At 72.7% G+C, this 18,927-nt stretch carries 22 protein-coding genes; 13 read left to right on the forward strand and 9 right to left on the reverse strand.

Annotated elements, in window-relative coordinates:
* Positions 1-8 precede the first annotated feature (8 nt).
* Positions 9-674 carry a YitT family protein gene (locus ACFYM0_RS32060; RefSeq protein WP_388507497.1) on the forward strand — a complete coding sequence of 222 codons (666 nt, stop codon included), beginning with the start codon at positions 9-11 and terminating at the stop codon, positions 672-674.
* On the opposite strand, the gene ACFYM0_RS32065 is transcribed toward ACFYM0_RS32060, so the two are convergent.
* A complete protein-coding gene (locus ACFYM0_RS32065; protein ID WP_274548266.1) occupies positions 633-851 on the reverse strand; it encodes a hypothetical protein in 219 nt (72 codons plus the stop codon). The two genes, ACFYM0_RS32060 and ACFYM0_RS32065, sit on opposite strands and share 42 nt — an antisense overlap.
* 113 nt (positions 852-964) lie before the next feature.
* Here ACFYM0_RS32065 and ACFYM0_RS32070 point away from each other — a divergent pair, with 113 nt between their 5' ends.
* The 3 genes from ACFYM0_RS32070 (at position 965) to ACFYM0_RS32080 (ending at position 3,901) form a co-directional block, all read left to right on the forward strand.
* The gene (locus tag ACFYM0_RS32070) at positions 965-1,804 is read left to right on the forward strand and encodes a Scr1 family TA system antitoxin-like transcriptional regulator (protein WP_388507501.1); all 840 of its coding nucleotides are present in this window, start codon (positions 965-967) and stop codon (positions 1,802-1,804) included.
* Positions 1,788-2,045 carry a DUF397 domain-containing protein gene (locus ACFYM0_RS32075; RefSeq protein ID WP_388507504.1) on the forward strand — a complete coding sequence of 86 codons (258 nt, stop codon included), beginning with the start codon at positions 1,788-1,790 and terminating at the stop codon, positions 2,043-2,045. The genes ACFYM0_RS32070 and ACFYM0_RS32075 overlap by 17 nt, the downstream gene beginning before the upstream one ends.
* 80 nt (positions 2,046-2,125) lie before the next feature.
* Positions 2,126-3,901, forward strand: a complete 1,776-nt coding sequence (locus tag ACFYM0_RS32080; protein WP_388507507.1) for a protein kinase — start codon at positions 2,126-2,128, stop codon at positions 3,899-3,901.
* A gap of 205 nt (positions 3,902-4,106) precedes the next feature.
* On the opposite strand, the gene ACFYM0_RS32085 is transcribed toward ACFYM0_RS32080, so the two are convergent.
* Positions 4,107-5,369, reverse strand: coding sequence for an MFS transporter (locus tag ACFYM0_RS32085; RefSeq protein WP_388507510.1), 1,263 nt, complete (start codon positions 5,367-5,369; stop codon positions 4,107-4,109).
* Between the two features lie 163 nt (positions 5,370-5,532).
* Between ACFYM0_RS32085 and ACFYM0_RS32090 the strand changes: the two genes are divergently transcribed.
* Genes ACFYM0_RS32090 through ACFYM0_RS32115 form a run of 6 tightly spaced genes read left to right on the forward strand, consistent with a single transcriptional unit; the run spans position 5,533 to position 11,210 of the window.
* A complete protein-coding gene (locus tag ACFYM0_RS32090) occupies positions 5,533-6,558 on the forward strand; it encodes an ABC transporter substrate-binding protein (RefSeq protein WP_388507512.1) in 1,026 nt (341 codons plus the stop codon).
* Positions 6,548-7,609 (forward strand): FecCD family ABC transporter permease, encoded by a 1,062-nt coding sequence (locus ACFYM0_RS32095; RefSeq protein WP_388507515.1) that lies wholly within the window; start codon positions 6,548-6,550, stop codon positions 7,607-7,609. Before ACFYM0_RS32090 ends, ACFYM0_RS32095 begins: the two co-directional genes overlap by 11 nt.
* Positions 7,606-8,409, forward strand: a complete 804-nt coding sequence (locus ACFYM0_RS32100) for an ABC transporter ATP-binding protein (protein ID WP_388507517.1) — start codon at positions 7,606-7,608, stop codon at positions 8,407-8,409. The genes ACFYM0_RS32095 and ACFYM0_RS32100 overlap by 4 nt, the downstream gene beginning before the upstream one ends.
* 11 nt (positions 8,410-8,420) lie before the next feature.
* A complete protein-coding gene (locus tag ACFYM0_RS32105; protein ID WP_388507519.1) occupies positions 8,421-9,266 on the forward strand; it encodes a Rossmann-like domain-containing protein in 846 nt (281 codons plus the stop codon).
* Positions 9,263-10,285, forward strand: coding sequence for a GHMP kinase (locus ACFYM0_RS32110; protein WP_388507522.1), 1,023 nt, complete (start codon positions 9,263-9,265; stop codon positions 10,283-10,285). Before ACFYM0_RS32105 ends, ACFYM0_RS32110 begins: the two co-directional genes overlap by 4 nt.
* On the forward strand, positions 10,206-11,210 hold the full coding sequence (locus ACFYM0_RS32115) for a pyridoxal-phosphate dependent enzyme (protein WP_388507525.1): 1,005 nt from the start codon (positions 10,206-10,208) through the stop codon (positions 11,208-11,210). Before ACFYM0_RS32110 ends, ACFYM0_RS32115 begins: the two co-directional genes overlap by 80 nt.
* 23 nt (positions 11,211-11,233) lie before the next feature.
* On the opposite strand, the gene ACFYM0_RS32120 is transcribed toward ACFYM0_RS32115, so the two are convergent.
* Complete coding sequence (locus ACFYM0_RS32120; protein ID WP_388507789.1) at positions 11,234-12,418, reverse strand: S8 family peptidase; 1,185 nt, start codon at positions 12,416-12,418, stop codon at positions 11,234-11,236.
* A 401-nt stretch (positions 12,419-12,819) separates the two neighbouring features.
* Between ACFYM0_RS32120 and ACFYM0_RS32125 the strand changes: the two genes are divergently transcribed.
* A complete protein-coding gene (locus ACFYM0_RS32125) occupies positions 12,820-13,176 on the forward strand; it encodes a protease inhibitor I9 family protein (protein WP_388507526.1) in 357 nt (118 codons plus the stop codon).
* Positions 13,177-13,196: 20 nt separating this feature from the next.
* Here the strand turns inward: ACFYM0_RS32125 and ACFYM0_RS32130 are convergent, their stop codons facing one another.
* The 4 genes from ACFYM0_RS32130 to ACFYM0_RS32145 all read right to left on the reverse strand — a co-directional run bounded on the left by ACFYM0_RS32130 (position 13,197) and on the right by ACFYM0_RS32145 (position 16,354).
* Positions 13,197-13,484 carry a hypothetical protein gene (locus tag ACFYM0_RS32130; protein ID WP_388507529.1) on the reverse strand — a complete coding sequence of 96 codons (288 nt, stop codon included), beginning with the start codon at positions 13,482-13,484 and terminating at the stop codon, positions 13,197-13,199.
* 21 nt (positions 13,485-13,505) lie between these two features.
* Positions 13,506-14,966, reverse strand: coding sequence for an alanine/glycine:cation symporter family protein (locus tag ACFYM0_RS32135; protein ID WP_388507531.1), 1,461 nt, complete (start codon positions 14,964-14,966; stop codon positions 13,506-13,508).
* Between the two features lie 131 nt (positions 14,967-15,097).
* Positions 15,098-15,406, reverse strand: coding sequence for a hypothetical protein (locus tag ACFYM0_RS32140; protein ID WP_388507533.1), 309 nt, complete (start codon positions 15,404-15,406; stop codon positions 15,098-15,100).
* A gap of 126 nt (positions 15,407-15,532) precedes the next feature.
* Positions 15,533-16,354, reverse strand: a complete 822-nt coding sequence (locus ACFYM0_RS32145) for an SDR family oxidoreductase (RefSeq protein ID WP_388507535.1) — start codon at positions 16,352-16,354, stop codon at positions 15,533-15,535.
* Positions 16,355-16,447: 93 nt separating this feature from the next.
* Here ACFYM0_RS32145 and ACFYM0_RS32150 point away from each other — a divergent pair, with 93 nt between their 5' ends.
* A complete protein-coding gene (locus tag ACFYM0_RS32150; protein ID WP_388507537.1) occupies positions 16,448-17,065 on the forward strand; it encodes a TetR/AcrR family transcriptional regulator in 618 nt (205 codons plus the stop codon).
* 8 nt (positions 17,066-17,073) lie between these two features.
* Here the strand turns inward: ACFYM0_RS32150 and ACFYM0_RS32155 are convergent, their stop codons facing one another.
* Positions 17,074-17,709 carry a hypothetical protein gene (locus ACFYM0_RS32155; protein ID WP_388507540.1) on the reverse strand — a complete coding sequence of 212 codons (636 nt, stop codon included), beginning with the start codon at positions 17,707-17,709 and terminating at the stop codon, positions 17,074-17,076.
* Between the two features lie 168 nt (positions 17,710-17,877).
* Positions 17,878-18,480: a phosphoribosylanthranilate isomerase gene (locus ACFYM0_RS32160; RefSeq protein WP_388507542.1), complete on the reverse strand. Its 603-nt coding sequence runs from the start codon at positions 18,478-18,480 to the stop codon at positions 17,878-17,880.
* A gap of 305 nt (positions 18,481-18,785) precedes the next feature.
* Between ACFYM0_RS32160 and ACFYM0_RS32165 the strand changes: the two genes are divergently transcribed.
* Entirely contained in the window at positions 18,786-18,920 is a 135-nt protein-coding gene (locus ACFYM0_RS32165; RefSeq protein WP_388507545.1) for a hypothetical protein, read from the forward strand.
* Positions 18,921-18,927 lie beyond the last annotated feature (7 nt).

The raw sequence follows: 18,927 nt of genomic DNA on the forward strand, positions 1-18,927 counted from the left end.
CTGAGGCCATGCCCCGCATGAACGCCTACGGCCGGCTCCGGGCGGGCCGCACCGCACGCCGCGTCCCCCAGCTCCTCCTCGGCCTGGCGGGCTACGGCGCCGCCGTCATGACGCTCGTCGAGTCCGGCCTCGGCACGGCGAGCTGGAGCGTGCTCACCGACGGCACGGCCAAGTCCCTCGGCATCTCCTTCGGCTGGGCGACGAACCTGATCTCGCTCCTGGTGCTCCTCGCCTGGATCCCGCTGCGCGAGCTCCCCGGGCTCGGCACCGTCCTCAACGTCGCGATCGTCGGCTTCGCCGCCGACGCCACCGCAGCCGTACTCCCCGCCCCCGAGGGGACGCTCGCCGCCCTCGCGTACCTCGCCCTCGGCCTGGTCGCCCTCGGCTTCTTCGACGCGCTCTACCTCGGCGCGCAGTACGGCTCGGGCCCGCGCGACGGCATCATGACCGGCCTCGTCCGCCTGACCCGCCTGCCGGTCGCGGCCGTACGCACCGGCATCGACGTGACCGTGGCCGGCCTCGGCTGGCTGCTCGGCGGCACCCTCGGCCCCGGCACCGTGCTCGTCGCCCTGGGTACGGGCCCCCTGGTCGGCTGGTTCCTCCCGCGCCTGACGGTCCGCCTCGAGGATCCCTCAGGGGTGCGCCCGCTCGTGCAGTACGGCGGCCAGCCGTAGCGCGGTGTCCAGGTTGCAGCGCCCCAGATCGACCAGCGGCAGCCCGTACGACCCGGCCGCCGACACCCCGTCCACCCCGAGCGAGGGGAACACCACCCCTACGTCCGTCAGCGCGGCCTTCAACTGCCCCACGGCCTCCTCGGCCGCCAGCATGCGCTCCATCGGCGTGAGCACCATGACATGTCACCTTTCGCTCTGAGTAATCGCGTTCAGCACTCAGCGTGGCGACGCACTGACTAGCCTGCAAGGGTCGCTCTACAACAACCGAACCTGTTGTCAGGGGAGTTGCCGTGCCCGATTCCGGAGGCGTCGACCCGTTCTCCTCACCCCGCACCATGCTCGGCTCCGAACTGCGCGTCGCCCGCAAAAGGGCCGGCCTCAGCCAGGACAAACTCGGCGAGCCCCTCTTCGTCAGCGGGTCCTTCATCGGCCAACTCGAAGCGGGCACCCGCCGGATGACCCCGGAACTGGGTCGCGAGATGGACAAGATCCTCGGCACGGATGACTTCTTCACCCGCAACTGCCAAGCGGTGACGAAGTTCAAGTACCCCGACCACTTCACGGAGGCCGCCGAGGCCGAGGGCCTGGCGAAGGCCATCCGGGAGTACGCTCCCCTGCTGATCCCGGGCCTGCTCCAGAAGGAGGCCTACGCCCGGGCCATCTTCCGCGCCTACCAGCCGACGGCGACGGAGTCGGCCATCGACGCCCTGGTCGAAGCCCGACTGGCCCGCGCGGCCCTGCTCGCAGAGCCAACAACCCCGTTGTTGTGGTGCGTGCTCGACGAGGCGGTGCTGCGTCGCGTCGTCGGGAGCCGGTCGGTGATGGCCGAGGCGCTGCGGCACCTCGCGGACCTGATCCGGTCCCACCGGATCATCCTTCAGGTGCTGCCGTTCAGTGCGGGGGCGCATGCGGCTTTGGGAGGTCCGCTCAAGCTAATGGCCTTCGAGGACGCACCGCCACTTGCCTACGTGACGGCCCTCGGCACAAGCCAGTTGCTGGACGATCCGGCCACAGTCACCCACCACACCCTGACCTACGATCTCCTCACGGCCAGCGCGCTGTCACCACGCGAATCACTGGCCCTGATCCAATCCGTGGCGGAGGATTACGCACATGACGAGCACGTCTGAGTACGACCTGTCGACGGCCAGCTGGCACAAGTCCAGCTACAGCGCGGGCGACGGAAGTGACTGCCTGGAGATGGCCACCTGGCGCAAGTCCACCTACAGCGACGGCACCGGCGGCGACTGCCTCGAAGTCGCCGATGGCCACCCCAACCTCGTCCCCGTCCGCGACTCCAAGGTCCCCGACGGCCCCCACCTCACCTTCGGCGCCCCCGCCTGGTCCGCCTTCATCGCCGCCCTCGCCTAGACAAGGACCCGGGCGGGCGTTCCGCGACCCTTTTCCCGGAAGGGCGTCCCGAGGCCGTCCTTACCGATCAGACTGTTGTCATGCCCGAGACATCATGGTCGGACTCCCGGATAGGCCCGTACGTCCTGCTGAAACAACTGGGCGGCGGCGGCATGGGGGACGTGTACCTGGGGCGCTCACCGGGCGGGCGGCTGGTCGCCGTCAAGGTCGTACGGCCGCATCTCGCAAAGGCTCCGGAGTTCCGGCGCCGGTTCGCCGCCGAGGTGGCGGCAGCCCGGCAGGTCGGCGGTTTCTACACGGCGATGGTGGTCGATGCCGATGTGACGGCCGACGTACCGTGGCTGGCGACGGCGTACGTGCCCGGACCGTCCCTGCAAGAGGCGGTGGACGCCTACGGGCCGCTGCCGGCCGGAACGGTGGCCGCGCTCGGCGCCGGACTCGCCGAGGGGCTCATCGCGATCCACTCCCACGGCCTGGTCCACCGCGACCTCAAGCCCGGAAACGTCATCCTCGCCGAGGACGGCCCCCGCATCATCGACTTCGGCATCGCCCGTGCCCTGGACGCGGCCACCCGCCTCACCGCGCACGGAGTGATCGGCACCCCCGCCTTCATGTCTCCGGAGCAGGCCACCGACGGAGAAGTCGGCCCGAAATCAGACGTGTTCAGCCTGGCCGGCCTCCTGGCGTACGCCGCCACCGGACGCAGCCCGTTCGGCGGCGTCGCCACCTTCGCGGTCCTGCACCGCGTCGTCCACGAAGAACCCGACCTGACCGGCGTCCCGTCCGAACTCGCCGAGCTGCTTCTGCCCTGCCTTCACAAAGACCCGGCGCAACGACCTACGACAGCACAGCTGTTGAGGCGGTTCGCGGCAGCGGCGGAGTCGTACGCGCCCGCCGCACGCCGGAACCCCGATCAGATCACCACGATGATCGTGGAAAGGGGTGTGCTGGCGGCGACCTGGATCATGGACGAGCCGGCCGGAGCCCCGGTCTCGGCGGACGAGCGCGTGCGCTGGGCGCTGCTGGCCGAGGTCGCCGACGCGATGGGCGCGCTGTACGCGAGGAGAGCGAGCGCGGACCGGATCGTACCGGTGGTCCTGCCGTCGCTGCCGGGGGAACTGGCAGGGGCGGACCGGGTGACGGTGACCCGCTGGCACAAACGGCCCGGAGAGACGGTCGCGACGGGAGAGGCGCTCTTCTCGGTGACCGACGGGCGGCTGCGCGCGGAGGTCGTCTCCCCGGCCGCGGGCGAACTGCGGGAGACCGGCCCGGTGGCCGGGGAAACCGTACGGGTCGGTGACCTGGTGGGGGTGGTGAGGGGACCGAAGGCTGCCAGGCCCGCTGCCAAGAGCAAGAAGGCGACAACGGCCAGGCCGAAGGCCCGGCCCAGAACGCCGACGAAGGCGCCGACGAAGCCCGAGCCAAGGGTGGGGGCGATGCCGACCTCGATGCCTGGGCTGGGAATGCCCCCGAGACCGGCCTTGAGGTTCGAGCCAACCCCGACCCCGACCCCGACGCTGAAGCGCGACGACAGGGTGGGGTGCCTCGGCTACGGGCTCATCGCCCTGTTCATCGGGAGCCTCCTCTACGTGTTCGGTGGCGCGTTGTACTCGCAAGACATCTTCGAGGCCGAGGCGGGCGACTGCGTCCGCATGGAGGACGGCGAAAAGGGCGGTGCCTACGTCGAGCCCTGCGACTTCCCCATCTGGTGGAACAAGACGTACAAGGTGCTCTCGGTCGGCGAGACGCGCTGCACCGGCGGCCAGGTGCTGTCCTGGGCGAACGACGACGAGAAGAAGTCGATCACGCTGTGCCTCCCGGAGGTCAGCCCCTGGGACGGCGAGCCCGTCACCTGATCCGCCGTTTCGCGGCCGTAGTCCGCGTAGTGGGTGGCGGGGGCGTCGGGGTACCGGATCTGCGCATCCGCCCGCCTCCGCCAGTCGGTGTTCGGAACCTTGCGGTACCGGACCGCGCCGTTCTCACAACGGGCTCCCCCATCAGTCAGATTCATGACTTCCGGCTGCTCGACTCGCCACGAACACCGATGGTCGTCCTGCGGATCTAAGGCCGCTCCACCGGCGGCGCCACCCGCGCGAAGTGGCGGGCCGTCGGCACCATCGCCGCGGCCGCCGGTACGAGGAAGCACGCGGCCGCGCACACGCCGAGGACGGGCGTGACGCCGAAGGCGTCGATGGCCGGTGCGATCAGGGCGAGGCCGACCGGGGCCAGGCCGTAGGAGACGAGGAAATCCAGCGAGGAGACGCGGGCCAGCCGGTCCGGGGCGACTTCGCGCTGGGTGGCGGTGAACCAGGGCACGTTGAAGAGCTCGATCCCGATCCCGGCGACGGCGTAGGCGGCGACGACCACCCCCGGGTGCACGGGCAGCGCCAGGCTCAACGGGGCGCATCCGTACGCCGCCAGCCCCGCGAAGGCGGCCCAGCCCTGTGAGCGCGGCCGCCGGCGGGCGATGACCAGGGCCCCGCCGAGCGCGCCCACTATGTACGCCGTCATGGCCGCGGCGAGCACCCATTCGCTGTCGTAGCGGTCCCGGCTGATCAGGGGCAGGGCGACGCTGGTGGCGGAGTAGCCGAGGGCGATGACCGCGACGAGGGCGGCCAGTCCCGCGAGGAACCAGGGGTGGCGGCGGGCCTCCCGCACGCCGTCCACGAACTCGGCGCGGAAACTCGGGCGCGGCGCGGGGACGGCGCCGCCGGCCGTGCCCTGCCCCTCGCCCGGGACGAGCGCGGCGACCAGCCAGAGCAGCCCGATGCCGAGCAGCAGGGTCCAGACGTCGAGGAAGGCCGCGAGCAGCGCGGTCAGGGCGGGGCCGGCGAGCGTGGAACCCCGTACGGCCATGGTCATGGCGGCATTGGCCTGCTGGCGCCGCCCGGGGTCGACGGTCTCGGCGGTCAGCGCCTGGAACGCCGGTCGGCAGGCGCCCTGTCCGGCTCCGGCGAGGGCGGCGGCGGCCGTCATCAGCAGGAGCGAGCGGCCCAGTCCGGCCGCGAGGAGGGGGGCCGCGACCGCCGCCGCCAGGGCCGACCAGAGGACGACCGCGCGGCGGGAGTGCCGGTCGGCCAGGACGCCGCCGACGGTGACGGCGGCGAGGAATCCGACCGTACGCGCGGCGAGGACCAGGCCGAGCCCGGCGGCGCTCAGGTCGCGGTGGAGTACGGCGAGCCCGAGGACGAAGGGCAGGGCCCAGGTCGCGAGGCCGGAGGCGGTGGTGCCCGCCCACAGGCGCAGGAACGGGACGTCGAGAAGGACCGAACGGGCGGGCGGGTCATCGGTCTTGGGCGCCGGGGGCATGGGTGTGGTCGCCACGGTGTGGTTGCTCCTTGGGGGTGGAGTGGGGGCCCGGTGAACCGCCCCCCGGGGTTCTTAATGAAAATGAATACCATTACAGTACCCTTCGAACGCGGCGGCCTTGCCCGGTGCACGACAACGCCCGCATTCGCTCCATCCGCCTGCCCAGACCGGAGAACCCATGCGCCACCCCGCTCGCCTCGGCATCGCCCTGACCATCGCCCTCGCCACCGCCGCCTGTTCCGCACCCGCCGGCGGCGGCTCCGAGGCGGACGGCGCCAAGCCGTCCACCCAGGACTCTTCCCTCACGAGCTGCGGCCGCCAGGCGACCTTCGCCGCGCCGCCCAAGCGGACCGTCGCCCTGGACCAGACCTCGACCGAGACCCTGCTGGCTCTCGGACTCCAGGACTCGATGGCGGGAACCGCCAACCTCAAGACGAAGATCCCCGCCCCCTACCGGGCCGCGTACGCCAAGGTCCCGGTCATCGCCCCGAAGATCGCGACCGGCGAGCAACTGCGTGCCGCCACCCCCGACTTCGTCGTCGGCGGCTCCGCCGACCTCTTCACCGAGGACCGGGCCGGCACCCGCGAGGAACTGGAGGCCCTCAAGGTCCCGACCTTCGTCAGCGCCGTGGACTGCCCCGAACAGAACCCGGCCGGCCGGACCCCCTTCGAGCTCCTCTTCTCCGACTACGAGAACCTCGGCAAGGTCTTCGGCGCCGAGGAGCGGGCCGCCGAACTCGCCGCCGACCAGCGCACCGCCGTCGCCAAGGCCGGGGAGAACGCCGCCAGGGTTCCCAAAGGCGCCGAACAGCCCACCGTGGTCTACCTCTACTCCGTCTTCAACGGCATGCCGTACGTGGCGGGCAGGACCGGCCTGCCCAGCGAGATGAGCCGGATCGTCGGCGCGAAGAACGCCTTCGACGACGTCGACGAGGACTGGCCGGAGGTCTCCTGGGAGGAAGTCGCCAAACGGGACCCCGACTTCATCGTGATCGGCGACCTGTCCGAGCGCGGCCGGCCCGGCGACAGCGCCGCCGAGAAGCGCGCCACCATGACCGGGCACCCGGTCGTCTCCAGGCTCGCCGCGGTCCGCGACGACAAGATCCTCGAAGTGCCCGGCATCGAACTGGACCCTTCCGTGCGCTCGGTGCACGCCCTGGGACTGCTGGCGGCGGGCATGAAGGACCTCGGGTATGTCCGCTGACACGGTGGCCCCGAGCGGGCCCGTGCCGGCCGTTCACCGGTCCGCGGCCACCGGGGCGGGCCTCTTCCTCCTCGCCACCGCCGTCCTGGCGGTCTCGGTGGCGGCGGCCGTACGGATCGGCGTCGCCGACGTGGGCTGGGCCGGCCTCGGCCGCGTCTTCGGCTCCCGGCTCGGCCTGGACGTCGCACCGTTGCCCCCGCTGCTGGACTCGCTCGTCTGGGACCTGCGGCTGCCGCGCGTGCTGATGGCCGCCCTCGTCGGAGCCTCGCTCGCCGTGTGCGGAGCGGTGCTCCAGGCGGTCACGCGCAACGCCCTCGCCGATCCCTACCTGCTGGGCGTCTCCTCGGGCGCGTCCGCGGGAGCCGTCACCGTGGTCGTCCTCGGGATCGGCGCGAACACGCTCGGGGTCACCGGCGGAGCGCTCGCCGGCGCACTGCTCTCCTTCGGGCTGCTCCTGCTGCTCCTGCGGCGCACCGGGCTGGACTCGGTCCGCATCGTCCTGACCGGCGTGGTCATCGGGCAGCTCTTCACCGCGCTGACCTCGCTCGTCCTGATGGCCTCCGCGGACGCCGACACCACGCGGGCCGTCACCCACTGGCTCCTGGGCTCGATGGCACCCGCCCGCTGGGACACCGTCGCGGTCTGCGCGGTCGTCACCCCGCTGGGGCTGGCCGCGGCCTGGCTCCGCTCGAACGCCCTCGACGGGCTCGCCTTCGGCGCCGACACCGCCGCCTCCCTCGGGATCGACGTGCGGCACACGCGGATGCTGCTGCTCGTGGTCACCGCCGTGCTCACCGCGGTGGCGGTGGCCACCGTCGGCGCCATCGGCTTCGTCGGACTGATCGTCCCCCACGGGATCCGGTTCCTCGTCGGGCCGCTGCACCGGGTGCTGTTGCCGTACACGGCGCTGGCGGGCGCGGTGTTCCTGGTGTGGACGGACGCGCTGGCCCGGGTCGCCTTCGGACCGCGCGAGGTTCCCGTCGGCGTGATCACCGCACTGCTCGGCGTACCGATCTTCCTCCTGGTCCTGCGCAAGCGGGGGGAGCTGTGAGGATCACCGCCGAAGCCGTGAGCTGGTCGATCGCGGGCACCCCGGTCGTACGGGACGTCAGCGCCGACATCACCTCCGGCGAGACCGTCGGGCTGCTCGGCCCCAACGGCTCGGGCAAGTCCTCGCTGCTGCGCTGCCTGGCCGGCCTGCGCGCTCCCGACACGGGCGCGGTCCGGTACGACGGGGAGTCCGTACGCGGCTGGAGTGCGCGCCGGATCGCCCGGCAGGTGGCCTTCGTCGCCCAGGACGCGGGCGCGGACAGCGATCTGGCGGTCGCGGACATCGCCGGCCTGGGGCGGACCCCGTTCCGCGACCGCTGGCGCGGGCCGGACGCCGCCGACCGGGCCGTGGTCGCCGCCGCGCTGGAACGCGTAGGACTCACCGCACTCGCCGACCGCCCCTGGAAGGCCCTTTCGGGCGGGGAACGGCAACGCACGCACATCGCCCGCGCGCTGGCCCAGCGGCCGTCCGCCCTCCTGCTCGACGAGCCCACCAACCACCTCGACGTGAAGCACCGGCTCGAACTGATGGAGCTGCTGTCCGGCACCGGTCAGACCGTCCTGGTCGCGCTGCACGACCTGTCCCTCGCCGCCCGGTACTGCGACCGGCTGCTGCTCCTGCACCACGGCCGCCTGATCGCCTCCGGCCCGCCCGCCGCCGTCCTGACGGCGCAGCGGCTCGCCGAGGTCTTCGAGGTGGACGCCGAACTCACCGCCGACGCCCTCGGCCACCCGCAGGTCGGCTATCGCGGACCGCTCCGCGCGCGGACACCGGCACCGACACCGACACCCGTTCCGTGAAGAGGAAACCCATGACTCCGACCACCGCCCCCGCTCCCGCCCCCTCCGTCGACGCGCTCATCGGAGCCGTACTGGCCGGCGAGCACGGCCCGCTGCCCTCCTCGCTCGTCGCGACCAGCGTGTTCTGGATCCACCACGGCACCCGCCTGGCCGGCGGCGACACCACCTACCTCAACCAGTACGTCCTGGTCCGCCTCGGCGGCTCCTTCGGCGGCTGCGCCTTCGAGGCCGGGGAGATGGACCCGTCGATCTGCCGCGACTCTTCCGGCACCCCGCTCGACGTCCTCCTGCGCGAGGCCCCGCGCCCGCTGCGCATCGCCGCCCTCGACGCCTACCTCTCCGAGACCCGCCCGCACCGCGTGGCGGCCGAGCAGGGCGACTCCGAACCCGTCACCCTCCCCACCGGTACCCCGGAGATCCGCGCCCGGGCCCGCGACGCGGCCATCGCCGGACTGCTGGACATCGAGGAGGGCGCCGAGGTCGGACTCATCGGCGTCGTCAACCCGCTGGTCGCGGCCATCCGCGAGCGCGGCGGCCGGCCGCTGCCCTGCGACCTCAACCTCAAGGCCACCCAGTGGGGCGACCCCGTCACCGACGACATGCGCAAGGTGCTGGACCGCGCGCAGGCCGTCGTCGCCACCGGAATGACCCTGAGCAACGGCACCTTCGACACCATCCTGGAGCGCTGCCGGGCCCGGGGCATCCCGCTGGTCGTCTACGCGCAGACCGGCAGCGCCGTCGCCCGCGCCTTCCTCGGCTCCGGGGTGACCGCCCTGTCCGCGGAGCCCTTCCCCTTCTCCCAGTTCAGCGCCGAGGAGACGGTGCTGTACCGCTACCGGACGGCGGGCGGCGCGTGATTCCCGGCGCTCCCCGCGCCGGCACCGGGCAGGCACCCTGCCACCACGGCGAGATCCTCCAGGGCGTCTTCCTCGACGACACCGGACGCCGGTGCGCGGGACTGGTCACCCTCCCCATGGCGGGCCCCGGCAGCAGCGCCGCGTTCGTCCGCCGCCCCGGCGCGGCGCCGGAGGCGCTGACCGTCGTACCCGCCGACCGCACGAAGGCGGCGCGGGCCGCGGCCCTCGCGGTCGCCGAGTGCGCGCGGCGGACCGGTCAGCCGCTCTGCGGCGGGGAGTTGCGGCTCACCGGTGAGATACCGGTGGGCCTGGGCATGGGCAGCTCCAGCAGCGACGTGATCGCAGCCGTGCGCGCGGTCGCGGACTCGTACGGGCTGCGGCTGGACCCCGCGACGGTCGCCGGGCTTGCCGTACGCGCCGAGCTGGCCTCCGATCCCCTGATGCTGGGCGGCCGGCCCGTGCTGTTCGCCCAGCGGGAGGGCCGGGTCCTGGAGGTCCTCGGCCCGGCCCTGCCTCCGCTGGTCGTGGTGGGCTGCGCCCTCGGCGGGGGCACGCCCGTCGACACCCTGGCGCTGCCGGCCACCGCCGTTGACGACGGCGAGGTACGGGCCTACGAGCGGCTGCGCGGCCTGCTGCGCCGGGCCGTCGCCACCGGCGACGCGGAGCTGCTCGGCGCGGTCGCCACCGCCAGCGCACGGCGCGGCCAGCGGGTGCTCGGCCACCCGGAGTTCGACGCGCTGACCGCCCTCGCCCGCCGGGCCGGAGCCGTCGGCGTGCAGATCGCGCACAGCGGCGCGGTGGCGGGCGTGCTCTTCGATCCGGCCGCCCCCGGGCTTCGCCACCGCGTCCGCGGCTGCCTGCGCGCCCTGGAGGCCCGCGGCATCCCCGCGACCCGCACCTTCACGACCGGCACCACCCCTGCGAAGGAGATCCCCCACCATGGACCAGCACATCGCGGAGTCGATCGGCCGGCCGGACCTGATACGCCTCGACGACCGGCTCGTCTGCCTGCGCTTTGAAACGATGAAGGTGGTCTCCGCCCTCGCGGCGGTACGCCACCTCCTCGACACCGGAGTCGTACGCCGCGGGGACACCCTGCTGGACAGCTCCAGCGGCATCTACGCGTACGCCCTCGCCCTGACCTGCCACCGGTACGGCCTGCGCTGCCACATCGTCGGCTCCGCCACCGTGGACCACACCCTGCGGACCCAACTGGCCGTCCTCGGAGCGACGCTGGAGCGGATGGAACCGTGCGACGACCTGAAGCTCGACCAGAAGCGGCGCGTCGAGCGGATCCACGAGATCCTCGCCGCACACCCCGAGTACCACTGGATGCGCCAGTACCACGACGACGTCCACTACCTCGGGTACCGCGCGATCGCCGACCGGATCCGGGCGGCCACCGGCACGGCGGACGGGCTCACCGTCGTCGGCGGGGTCGGATCCGGCGCATCGACCGGCGCCCTGGCCCGCTACCTCCGCGAGGACGCGGGTGAGGGCGGTGACGTCGAACTCGTCGGCGTCCAGCCGTACGGCAGCGTCACCTTCGGCTCCGAACACGTCACCGACCCCGAGATGATCATCGCCGGGATCGGCAGCTCCATCCCCTTCGGGAACGTCTCGCACGAGCTGTACGACGCCCTGCACTGGGTCTCCTTCGACGCGGCCCTCGCCGGCAGCGTCGACCTGCTGCGCCGGCACGCGGTCTTCGCCGGCCTGTCGACCGGCGCCGGCTACCTGGCGGCGCGCCACGAGCGCGAGCGCTCACCCCACCGCACGGTCCTCTTCATCGCCCCCGACACCGGCCACCGCTACGTCGACACCGTCTACGCGAGGCACCGCGAGGCCGCCCCGATCGCGGACCTCGCCCCGCGCGAGGTGACGGACCGGAGCGAGCTGGCCCTGCCGTGGTCGCGGATGCAGTGGGGCCGCGCGGCGGCGTGAGCGCTACGCCCTCGTGCCCGCGGTCAGAGGCCGCCGGTGAACAGCAGCTGGTTCGCGGTGCCCTTGCTGATGTTCGTCAGGACGTCCTTCGTGGATTCGCTGTCCAGGTATTCGGCGATGCTCTCCGGCGTGGCGGCCGGATTCGCCTGCTTGTAGAGGACGGCCGCGCCGGTGACGTGCGGCGCGGCCATGGAGGTGCCGCTCTCGGTGATGCTGCCGCCGCCCAGCTTCGCGGAGACGATCTGCTCGCCGGGCGCGTACAGGGACACACACGTGCCGAAGTTGGAGAAGCTGGTCTCCTCGTCGTACCGGTTGCTGGCCGCCACCGTCACTACCTTGCCGGCCGAGGCGGGCGATACCTGGCACGCGTCCTTCGAGGAGTTGCCCGCCGCGATGATCGGCAGGACGCCCGCCTCCATCACGGCGTTCGCCGCCTCGTTCACGACGTCGGACTTGTCCCCGCCCAGGGAGCCGTTGAGGACCGCGGGCTGCTTGGCATTCTTGGCCACCCAGTCCAGGCCCGCGATGATTCCGGAGGAGTCGCCCGTGCCCTCGCAGTTCAGGACGCGGACGCTGACCAGGTTCGCCTTGCGCGCCACCCCGTACGTCTTCCCGGCGATCGTGCCCGCGACGTGCGTGCCGTGGCCGTTGCAGTCCTGGCCGTTTCGGCCGTCGCCGATCGCGTCGAAGCCGAAGGTGGCCCGCCCGCCGAACTCCTCGTGCGCGTAGTCGATGCCCGTGTCGAGGACGTACGCGGTCACCCCGGCGCCGTTGCCCTGGGTGGTGAAGGTGTTGTCGAGCGGCAGCTCCTTCTGGTCGATCCGGTCCAGGCCCCAGGAGGTGGACGGCCCGCGCAGGGCGGTGGACGCCGTCGGCACGTTCGACGGGGCCGAGACCTTCGCGTCCGACGCGACCGACTTCACGCCCAGGGCGACGCGGGCGATCTCCAGCTGGAGCTTGGTCATGGGGACGGCGAAGCCGTTCATGGCCTTGGTGTAGAGGAACTTCGGCTTGAGGCCCAGCCGCTCCGCCACCTTGGCCGGTTCGTAGCCCGGCTCCAGCGTCACGATGTACTGGCCGGGGATGGCGTTGGCCGAGACGGTCAGCGGCACCGGGGTGGGCTCGGGCGCGGCGGCGGAGGCGGAGCCGACGGCCACCGGGGTGACGGCGATCAGGGCGGCCGTGGCGGCGCGGGCGAGCAGGCGCATGGACATCGAGGGGACTCCCGAAGGGTGGAGGGCGGCATGCGGAAGCCGCCTCCGTTCGACGGGGAACGCGTCCCGGAGTGCGGCCCTCCCCTACATCGGCGGGCCGGCCACGGGCCTTGACCGGGCCGACCCGGCTGTCCGGCCGCGCCGCGGGCCGCTGCGGGCTGATGCTCGTACCGACTGAAGAAAGGATTCCGCCCTCGCGGTTCCCCGCCCCGCCCGACCTGCGCGACCACCTCGCGCGCCTCCGGCGCGGGCCGGCAGGTTCACCCGTACGGAAGGCACCGCGCGCGCATCCGGCGAGGGGCGCGTTCACGGTTCCCGCGGTTCACTCCCGCCCGCGACCGCCGCGCCGCCGAAGGTCGTTGACCGGAGCGGCCGTACGTGGTCGCCTCGCCGTCATGCGTACCCGTACGAGCTGGACCCTGCCGACGACCCTCGCCGCCCTCGCCCTGGCGGCCTCGGCCGCGCTGCCCGCGCACGCCGCCGTCCCCTCCCCCACACCCAGCCCCGAGGCTCCCGCATCCCGTACGGCCCCGGCCGAGTGGCCGGCGTACATCGTCACCGTGCACCCCGGCCTCGACCCGGCCGCCGTCGCGGACGCGTACGGGATCACCCCGGTCCACGTGTACCGCCACGCCCTGAACGGCTTCAGCGCCCGCCTCTCCCCCGACCAGGTCGAGTCGCTGCGGGCGACGGCGGTCGTGACCTCGGTCGAGCCGGACGGCCCGGTCGCCGTCTCCGGCCCGGCGTTCTAGCAGTCCTGCCCTGCCCCGGTTCAGTGCGGGAAGCTCCCCGTGTCCAGCGTGAGCGCGAAGGGCTCGGGGAGCCGCAACTCGTCGCCGAAGGCGACGCGGACGGCGTGCTTGTACGCGCCGTTCTGGGGTTCGGTGAACAGGCTGGCCGTCGGGCCGTGCTCGTCGAAGCGGTCGATGAGCAGGTAGACCGGGACGGGGGAGCCGGCGTAGGCCCAGAGGTTGGCATATGCCGGCGAGCGTAGACAGACGGTTTCGCGGCACGTGGCCGCTTCGTTCAGCGTCCCACGATCGAGTGGCGCACGCAGCAACCTCCGCGCGCCCGCGACCCCCTACACCCGCTCCGGAGCTGCCGCCGACGGGACCGTCGTGCGGATCGGGTCCCAGCACTGGATGCCCTTCAGGTCCGGCATGCGGTCCCGGGTGAAGACCGGTTCCAGGCCCGCCCGGCGCTGGGCGAGGTAGTCGTCCAGGAGGCGGAAGGCGATGGCGGACAGCGGGATGATCGCGGCGAGGTTGATCAGGGCCATGAGGCCCATGAACACGTCGGCCAGGTTCCAGACGATCGACACCGAGCCGAGCGAGCCCAGGACGACCGCCGACAGGACCAGCGCCCGGTACCCCGGCAGGACCCACCGCTTGCGGGTGATGAACTGGATGTTGGTCTCGCCGTAGTAGTAGTTCCCGATCATGCTGCTGAAGGCGAGCATGAAGACCACCACGGTCAGGAGGTGTCCGGCCCACCCGCCCAGCGTGTCGCTCAGCGCCGTCTGCGTCAGGTCCGCGCCCTGGCGGCCCGACAGCTCCGGGTTGCTGACGAGGACGATGAAGGCCGTCATCGTGCACACGAGGAGCGTGTCGAAGAAGACGCCCAGGGACTGTACGAGGCCCTGCTTGACCGGGTGCGAGACCTCGGCGGCGGCGCCCGCGTTCGGGGCGGAGCCGAGGCCCGCCTCGTTGGAGAACATGCCGCGCCGGATGCCCTGCTGGATCGCCGCGCCGATGCCGCCGGCCGCCAGCTCGCGGAAGCCGAAGGCGCCGCCGACGATGTCCGCGATGACCCGGGGGAACTCGGTGATGTTGAGGAGGACCACCGCCGCGCCGAGGAGGAGGTAGACGATCGCCATCACCGGTACCAGGACCGTGGTGACGGACGAGATCCGCTTGACCCCGCCGAAGACGGCCAGGCCCAACAGGGCGGCCAGCAGCACGCCGAGGGAGGGTCCGAACCAGTTCGCCCCGTCCGCGTCGGCGAGGGAGCCCGAAGCCACGGCGGTGATGGTGTTGGCCTGTACGGCGTTGAAGACGAAGCCGAAGGTGACGGTGATCGTCACCGCGAAGAGCACCCCGAGCCAGCGTTTGCCGAGCGCCCGCTGCATGTAGTACGCCGGGCCGCCCCGATAGGCGCCGTCGGCGTTGCGCACCTTGTAGAGCTGGGCGAGGGCCGATTCCACGAAGGCGGAGGCCGCGCCGATCAGCGCCATCATCCACATCCAGAAGACGGCGCCCGCGCCGCCCAGGGTGATGGCGGCGGCCACACCGGCGATGTTGCCGGTACCGACGCGCGCGGCGGCGGAGATCGTGAAGGCGCCGAAGGACGAGACCTGCTTGCGGCCGTCGGCGCGCGGCGGGGTCTTCTCCTTCACCACCCGGAACATCTCGGGAAGCAGGCGCAGCTGCACACCCCGGGAGCGGACCGTGAAGTACAGGCCCGCACCGACCACCAGCGGAATCAGCAGGTAGGTCCAGAGGTGATCGTTGACGTTGACGATCACCGAATCCAGAGTGTCCATGCTGGGAAGTCTCCCCGGGGCGGAAGGCCCGCCGAAAGGGACCTACGTCCGCCGCCGGAGGGTCCGAAGACCCCCGTCGCCCGCCCTTGGCCCTGTCCTCGCCGCCCGGGACAACCTGCTCGGCAACCGGCTCACCCCCACAGCCCGTGCCGCCCCGCCCAGTCCCGTACCGCCGCCGCCGCGACCAGCAGCGGGTGGTCCTCGGGGGTGTGGTGGCCGGCGGGCACCTCGTCGTGCCGGGCGAGTTCCACGCCCGCGATGTTCGCCACGCACCAGTCGACGGTCTGCGCTCCCTGCATCGCCCCGGGCCCCGGGGCGAAGGTCAGCAGCAGCTCGGGCACGTCCGGGCTCGCCGCGAGCCACTCGCCGTACGCCGCCACGCGGGCCACCACCTCGGCGGGCTCCCCGCCCAGCGGCATCGAGCGGGCCCACCGGAGCAACGGGCGCCGGCTCTCCCGCGTCGGGTACGGGGCCCTGTACGCGTCCAGGTCGCGAGGGTCCAGCGAGCGGGCGACACTGCCGGGCAGGGGGCGACGGGGGGACCGGGGTTCCGGGAGGGGGGCCGGTCAGCGGAAGGCCGCTGCCGTGCGGTCCGCCCAGGCCGCGAAGGGGCGCGGGGCCCGGCCGAGGATCCGCTCGACGGCCGGGCTGACGGCCCGTTCGGCGGCGACCGGCGCGCCCAGGATCGCCAGGGTGCCCGCCACGGCCGGCTCGGGCATGAAGGTCAGCATCTGCGCCCGGGCCTCCTCGGGGCTCTGCTCCACGAAGCGCACCGGTTCGCCGATCGCCCCGGCTATGGCCTCGGCCCGCTCGCGCGGGGTGACCGGGGCCGGGCCGGTCAGGTCGTACGTGCGGCCCGCGTGCCCGGTGTCCCGCAGGACGGCCGCCGCGACCTCGGCGACGTCGGCCGGGTCGACCGTCGGCAGCCCGACGTCCCCGAAGGGCGCGGCGGCCGTGCGGTGCGTACGGATCGACTCGGCCCAGGCGAAGGCGTTGGAGTCGAGCCCGCCCGAGCGCAGGACCGTCCACTCCATGCCCGACCGGCGGACGGCCTCCTCGAAGGCGGCCGGGTGCCCGTACTGCTCGGGCCGGGTCCCGACCCCCTGCGAGGAGAGCAGCACGACCCTGCGTACGCCGGCCTCCGCGGCCAGGTGGAGGACCGCCTGCGGGTCTTCGCCGGCGACCAGCAGGAACAGGGCCGCGGCCCCGGTGAGGGCGGGCCGCAGGCTCTGCGGCTCCGCGAGGTCGGCCCGGTGGTGGCGAACTCCTCCGGGCAGGGCGTCCTCCGGCGCCCGGCGGGAGACCGCCGTGACCCGCTCTCCCGCCGCCGCAAGGATCCGTACCAGCTCGCTGCCGACGTTTCCGGTCGCACCCGTGATGACGATCATGAAAGGCTCCCACCCGTGAAGTGAGTTAGTCGACTGGCTAACTCCCGGGATGACCATAGCCCTCCGGGGCGTCGCCCGTCTACACTTAGTCAGGTGACTTACTCAGATGCTGTCGAAGCGGTCCCGGAATCCCGACCGGACCGCCCGAAGGCCAAGCGCGGCGGCAAGCGCGAACGCCTCGCCGCGGCCGCGGCCCGGGTCCTGCACGAACAGGGCATGGAGAAGACGACGATCGCCGACATCGCGCGCGCGGCCGACGTCCCGCTCGGCAACGTCTACTACTACTTCAAGACCAAGGACCAGCTCGTCGAAGCGGCCATCGACTCCCACGCGCAGCACCTGGCCGGTCTGATCGACGCCCTGGACGCGCTCCCCACCCCCCAGGACCGGCTGAAGGCCCTCGTCTCGGGCTGGGTCGACCAGCGCGAGCTCACCGCCCGCTACGGCTGCCCCACCGGCTCGCTCGCCTCCGAGCTCGACAAGCGCGACGACGGCCTCGACCAGTCCCTGGCCACCGTCATGCGGGTGCTGCTCGACTGGGCCGAGCAGCAGTTCCTCGCACTGGGCCGCACCGAGGACGCCCGTGAGCTCGCGGTCGCCCTGATCGCCTCGTACCAGGGCGTCTCGCTGCTCACGAACACCTTCCGCGACCCGGAGATGATGGCCTCGGAGGGCCGGCGTCTGGAGCGGTGGATCGACTCGCTCGCCTGACGCCCCGCTCAGCCGGTGGGCTTCGGGACCACCTCGAAGGGGGCATTGCCGGTGTACTCGAAGGTGCCCGCGGGCAGGCAGTTCTCCTCCTCGACCGTGCCGAGGCCGTCGCAGTGCTGCGCCTTGAGCGTGAACAGGACGATGGTGGTGTGCGTACCGAGGTCCAGCGCCTTGAACGGCGGCGAGATCGCGATCGAGTACGGACGGCCGTCGGGGCCGAAGAGGCCGGTGCGCAGGACACGGCTCTTCTTGTAGGTGAAGCGCTGCTCCTGCGGCGTGCCGAGGTCGTGGATGTAGGTGGCGCTGACGAACTTGGAGTCGAAGTCGTCGATCGGATCGGGGCGCTCCGGCGTGTAGCCGGCCGGGTAGACGGCCTCCGCGGCGCTCGGCGCCGTGCCCCAGCCCGGCGCGATCCTGACCCACTTCGCCTTGGCGTAGGTCTCGCGACAGGGGGCCGGACCGATGATGCGGTCCTTCACGTCGAACAGCTCGTTGAGATCCCCGTCGGAGGGGGTGACACAGTGCGGGACCGGGGGCTTCGGATCGGGCAGCGGAGCGGCCGTGGCCGCGCTGCCGAGCGCGGCCACCAGCAGGGACGGGACGACAGCCGCGGCGGCGGCGGCGAGGCAACGTGCTCGTTTCACGGGGACCGGCTTTCGAGGTGGGCGATGGGCCGTCGGACAGCCGACCATCCCGGGCGGCCCGGTCCACGCAGACACCTGCGGCGAGCGGCCGGACGGCGCAGCGCATCCACACGCCCGGCCCCCGGCCCCGGGCTGCGCCCAGGGCTCCGCGCCTCGCACGCCGGACGGTCAAAGGCGCCGGGCCGCCGCGATGAAGGCGCGGATGAGGTCCGGGGACTTCACCCCGCGCTCGCTCTCCACACCGCTGGACACGTCCACGCCCCACGCGCCGGTGACCGCGACGGCCTCCCCGACGTTGGCCGGGGTCAGCCCGCCCGCCAGCAGCCAGCGGCCGGCCGGGGCGGTGAACTCCGCCGAGCCCCAGTTCCACGGTTTGCCGGAGCCGGGGTCCGGGGCGTCGAGGAGCAGCAGGTCCTCGCCGTACTCCCCGCAGCGCTCCACGGGCAGCGCCGTGGCCCGCAGCAGGGTGCGGCCCTCGGCGCGCAGCGCCGCGAAGTCTTCCGGGCCCTCCTCGCCGTGCAGCTGCACGCCCCGTACGCCGCTCTCCTCGGCGAACCGCCGCACCTCGGCGACGGACTGCCCCCGGAACACGCCGACGGTCAGCACCCCGTCCGGCACCCCGGCGGCCAGCTCCCGCGCGGTGGCGGCGTCGACCGTACGCGGACTGCCGGGCGCGAACACGAAGCCGACGGCATCGGCTCCGGCTGTCACGGCGACCTCGACGTCGTGCGCGGTCTTGAGCCCGCAGATCTTGACGAACACATCAGTCATGCCTGCAGTCAACCAAAGGTCGGGGGGCTGGGGCGGTCCGTCCCATAGGCCGGGCACGGCGGTCTGCCCGCCGCTAGCCTGGGACGAGGCACACATTCAGGCTCCAAGCTGCGCCACTCCCGTCGCATGCGTCTCCTGCGAGAGCAGCTCCAGGCACACGTCCCCGAGGGGCACTTCGCGGACACCTCACCCTTCCTCTTCCGGTTCGCGGCGGCCGAGCGCGGCTATGGTCCGGACCTGTACGTCGCGGACGAGGCGGCCTTCGAAGCAGAGGGACTCCACGCGGACGGAGCGGCACTGTCGACATGCAGCACTCGGAGATCACCTGCTTCTGGGACCCCTCCCCTCACGGATACCGCTCCCGCAAGACGGTCTCGTTCGGCCGGCCCCTGCACGTCCCGGAGCCGTTCGACTTCGACATCGACACCACCGGCTTCTAGGCCCGCG

The sequence above is a fragment of the Streptomyces sp. NPDC006487 genome (assembly GCF_042870555.1).
GTDB lineage: Bacteria > Actinomycetota > Actinomycetes > Streptomycetales > Streptomycetaceae > Streptomyces.

What these genes read in the sequence shown, in the direction of transcription:
- ACFYM0_RS32060 (WP_388507497.1), top strand. Translation starts at nt 9, where the DNA reads ATGCCCCGCATGAACGCCTACGGCCGGCTCCGGGCGGGCCGCACCGCA.
- ACFYM0_RS32065 (WP_274548266.1), bottom strand. Translation starts at nt 851, where the DNA reads ATGGTGCTCACGCCGATGGAGCGCATGCTGGCGGCCGAGGAGGCCGTG.
- ACFYM0_RS32075 (WP_388507504.1), top strand. Translation starts at nt 1,788, where the DNA reads ATGACGAGCACGTCTGAGTACGACCTGTCGACGGCCAGCTGGCACAAG.
- ACFYM0_RS32080 (WP_388507507.1), top strand. Translation starts at nt 2,126, where the DNA reads ATGCCCGAGACATCATGGTCGGACTCCCGGATAGGCCCGTACGTCCTG.
- ACFYM0_RS32090 (WP_388507512.1), top strand. Translation starts at nt 5,533, where the DNA reads ATGCGCCACCCCGCTCGCCTCGGCATCGCCCTGACCATCGCCCTCGCC.
- ACFYM0_RS32095 (WP_388507515.1), top strand. Translation starts at nt 6,548, where the DNA reads ATGTCCGCTGACACGGTGGCCCCGAGCGGGCCCGTGCCGGCCGTTCAC.
- ACFYM0_RS32105 (WP_388507519.1), top strand. Translation starts at nt 8,421, where the DNA reads ATGACTCCGACCACCGCCCCCGCTCCCGCCCCCTCCGTCGACGCGCTC.
- ACFYM0_RS32115 (WP_388507525.1), top strand. Translation starts at nt 10,206, where the DNA reads ATGGACCAGCACATCGCGGAGTCGATCGGCCGGCCGGACCTGATACGC.
- ACFYM0_RS32120 (WP_388507789.1), bottom strand. Translation starts at nt 12,418, where the DNA reads ATGCGCCTGCTCGCCCGCGCCGCCACGGCCGCCCTGATCGCCGTCACC.
- ACFYM0_RS32125 (WP_388507526.1), top strand. Translation starts at nt 12,820, where the DNA reads ATGCGTACCCGTACGAGCTGGACCCTGCCGACGACCCTCGCCGCCCTC.
- ACFYM0_RS32135 (WP_388507531.1), bottom strand. Translation starts at nt 14,966, where the DNA reads ATGGACACTCTGGATTCGGTGATCGTCAACGTCAACGATCACCTCTGG.
- ACFYM0_RS32145 (WP_388507535.1), bottom strand. Translation starts at nt 16,354, where the DNA reads ATGATCGTCATCACGGGTGCGACCGGAAACGTCGGCAGCGAGCTGGTA.
- ACFYM0_RS32160 (WP_388507542.1), bottom strand. Translation starts at nt 18,480, where the DNA reads ATGACTGATGTGTTCGTCAAGATCTGCGGGCTCAAGACCGCGCACGAC.
- ACFYM0_RS32165 (WP_388507545.1), top strand. Translation starts at nt 18,786, where the DNA reads ATGCAGCACTCGGAGATCACCTGCTTCTGGGACCCCTCCCCTCACGGA.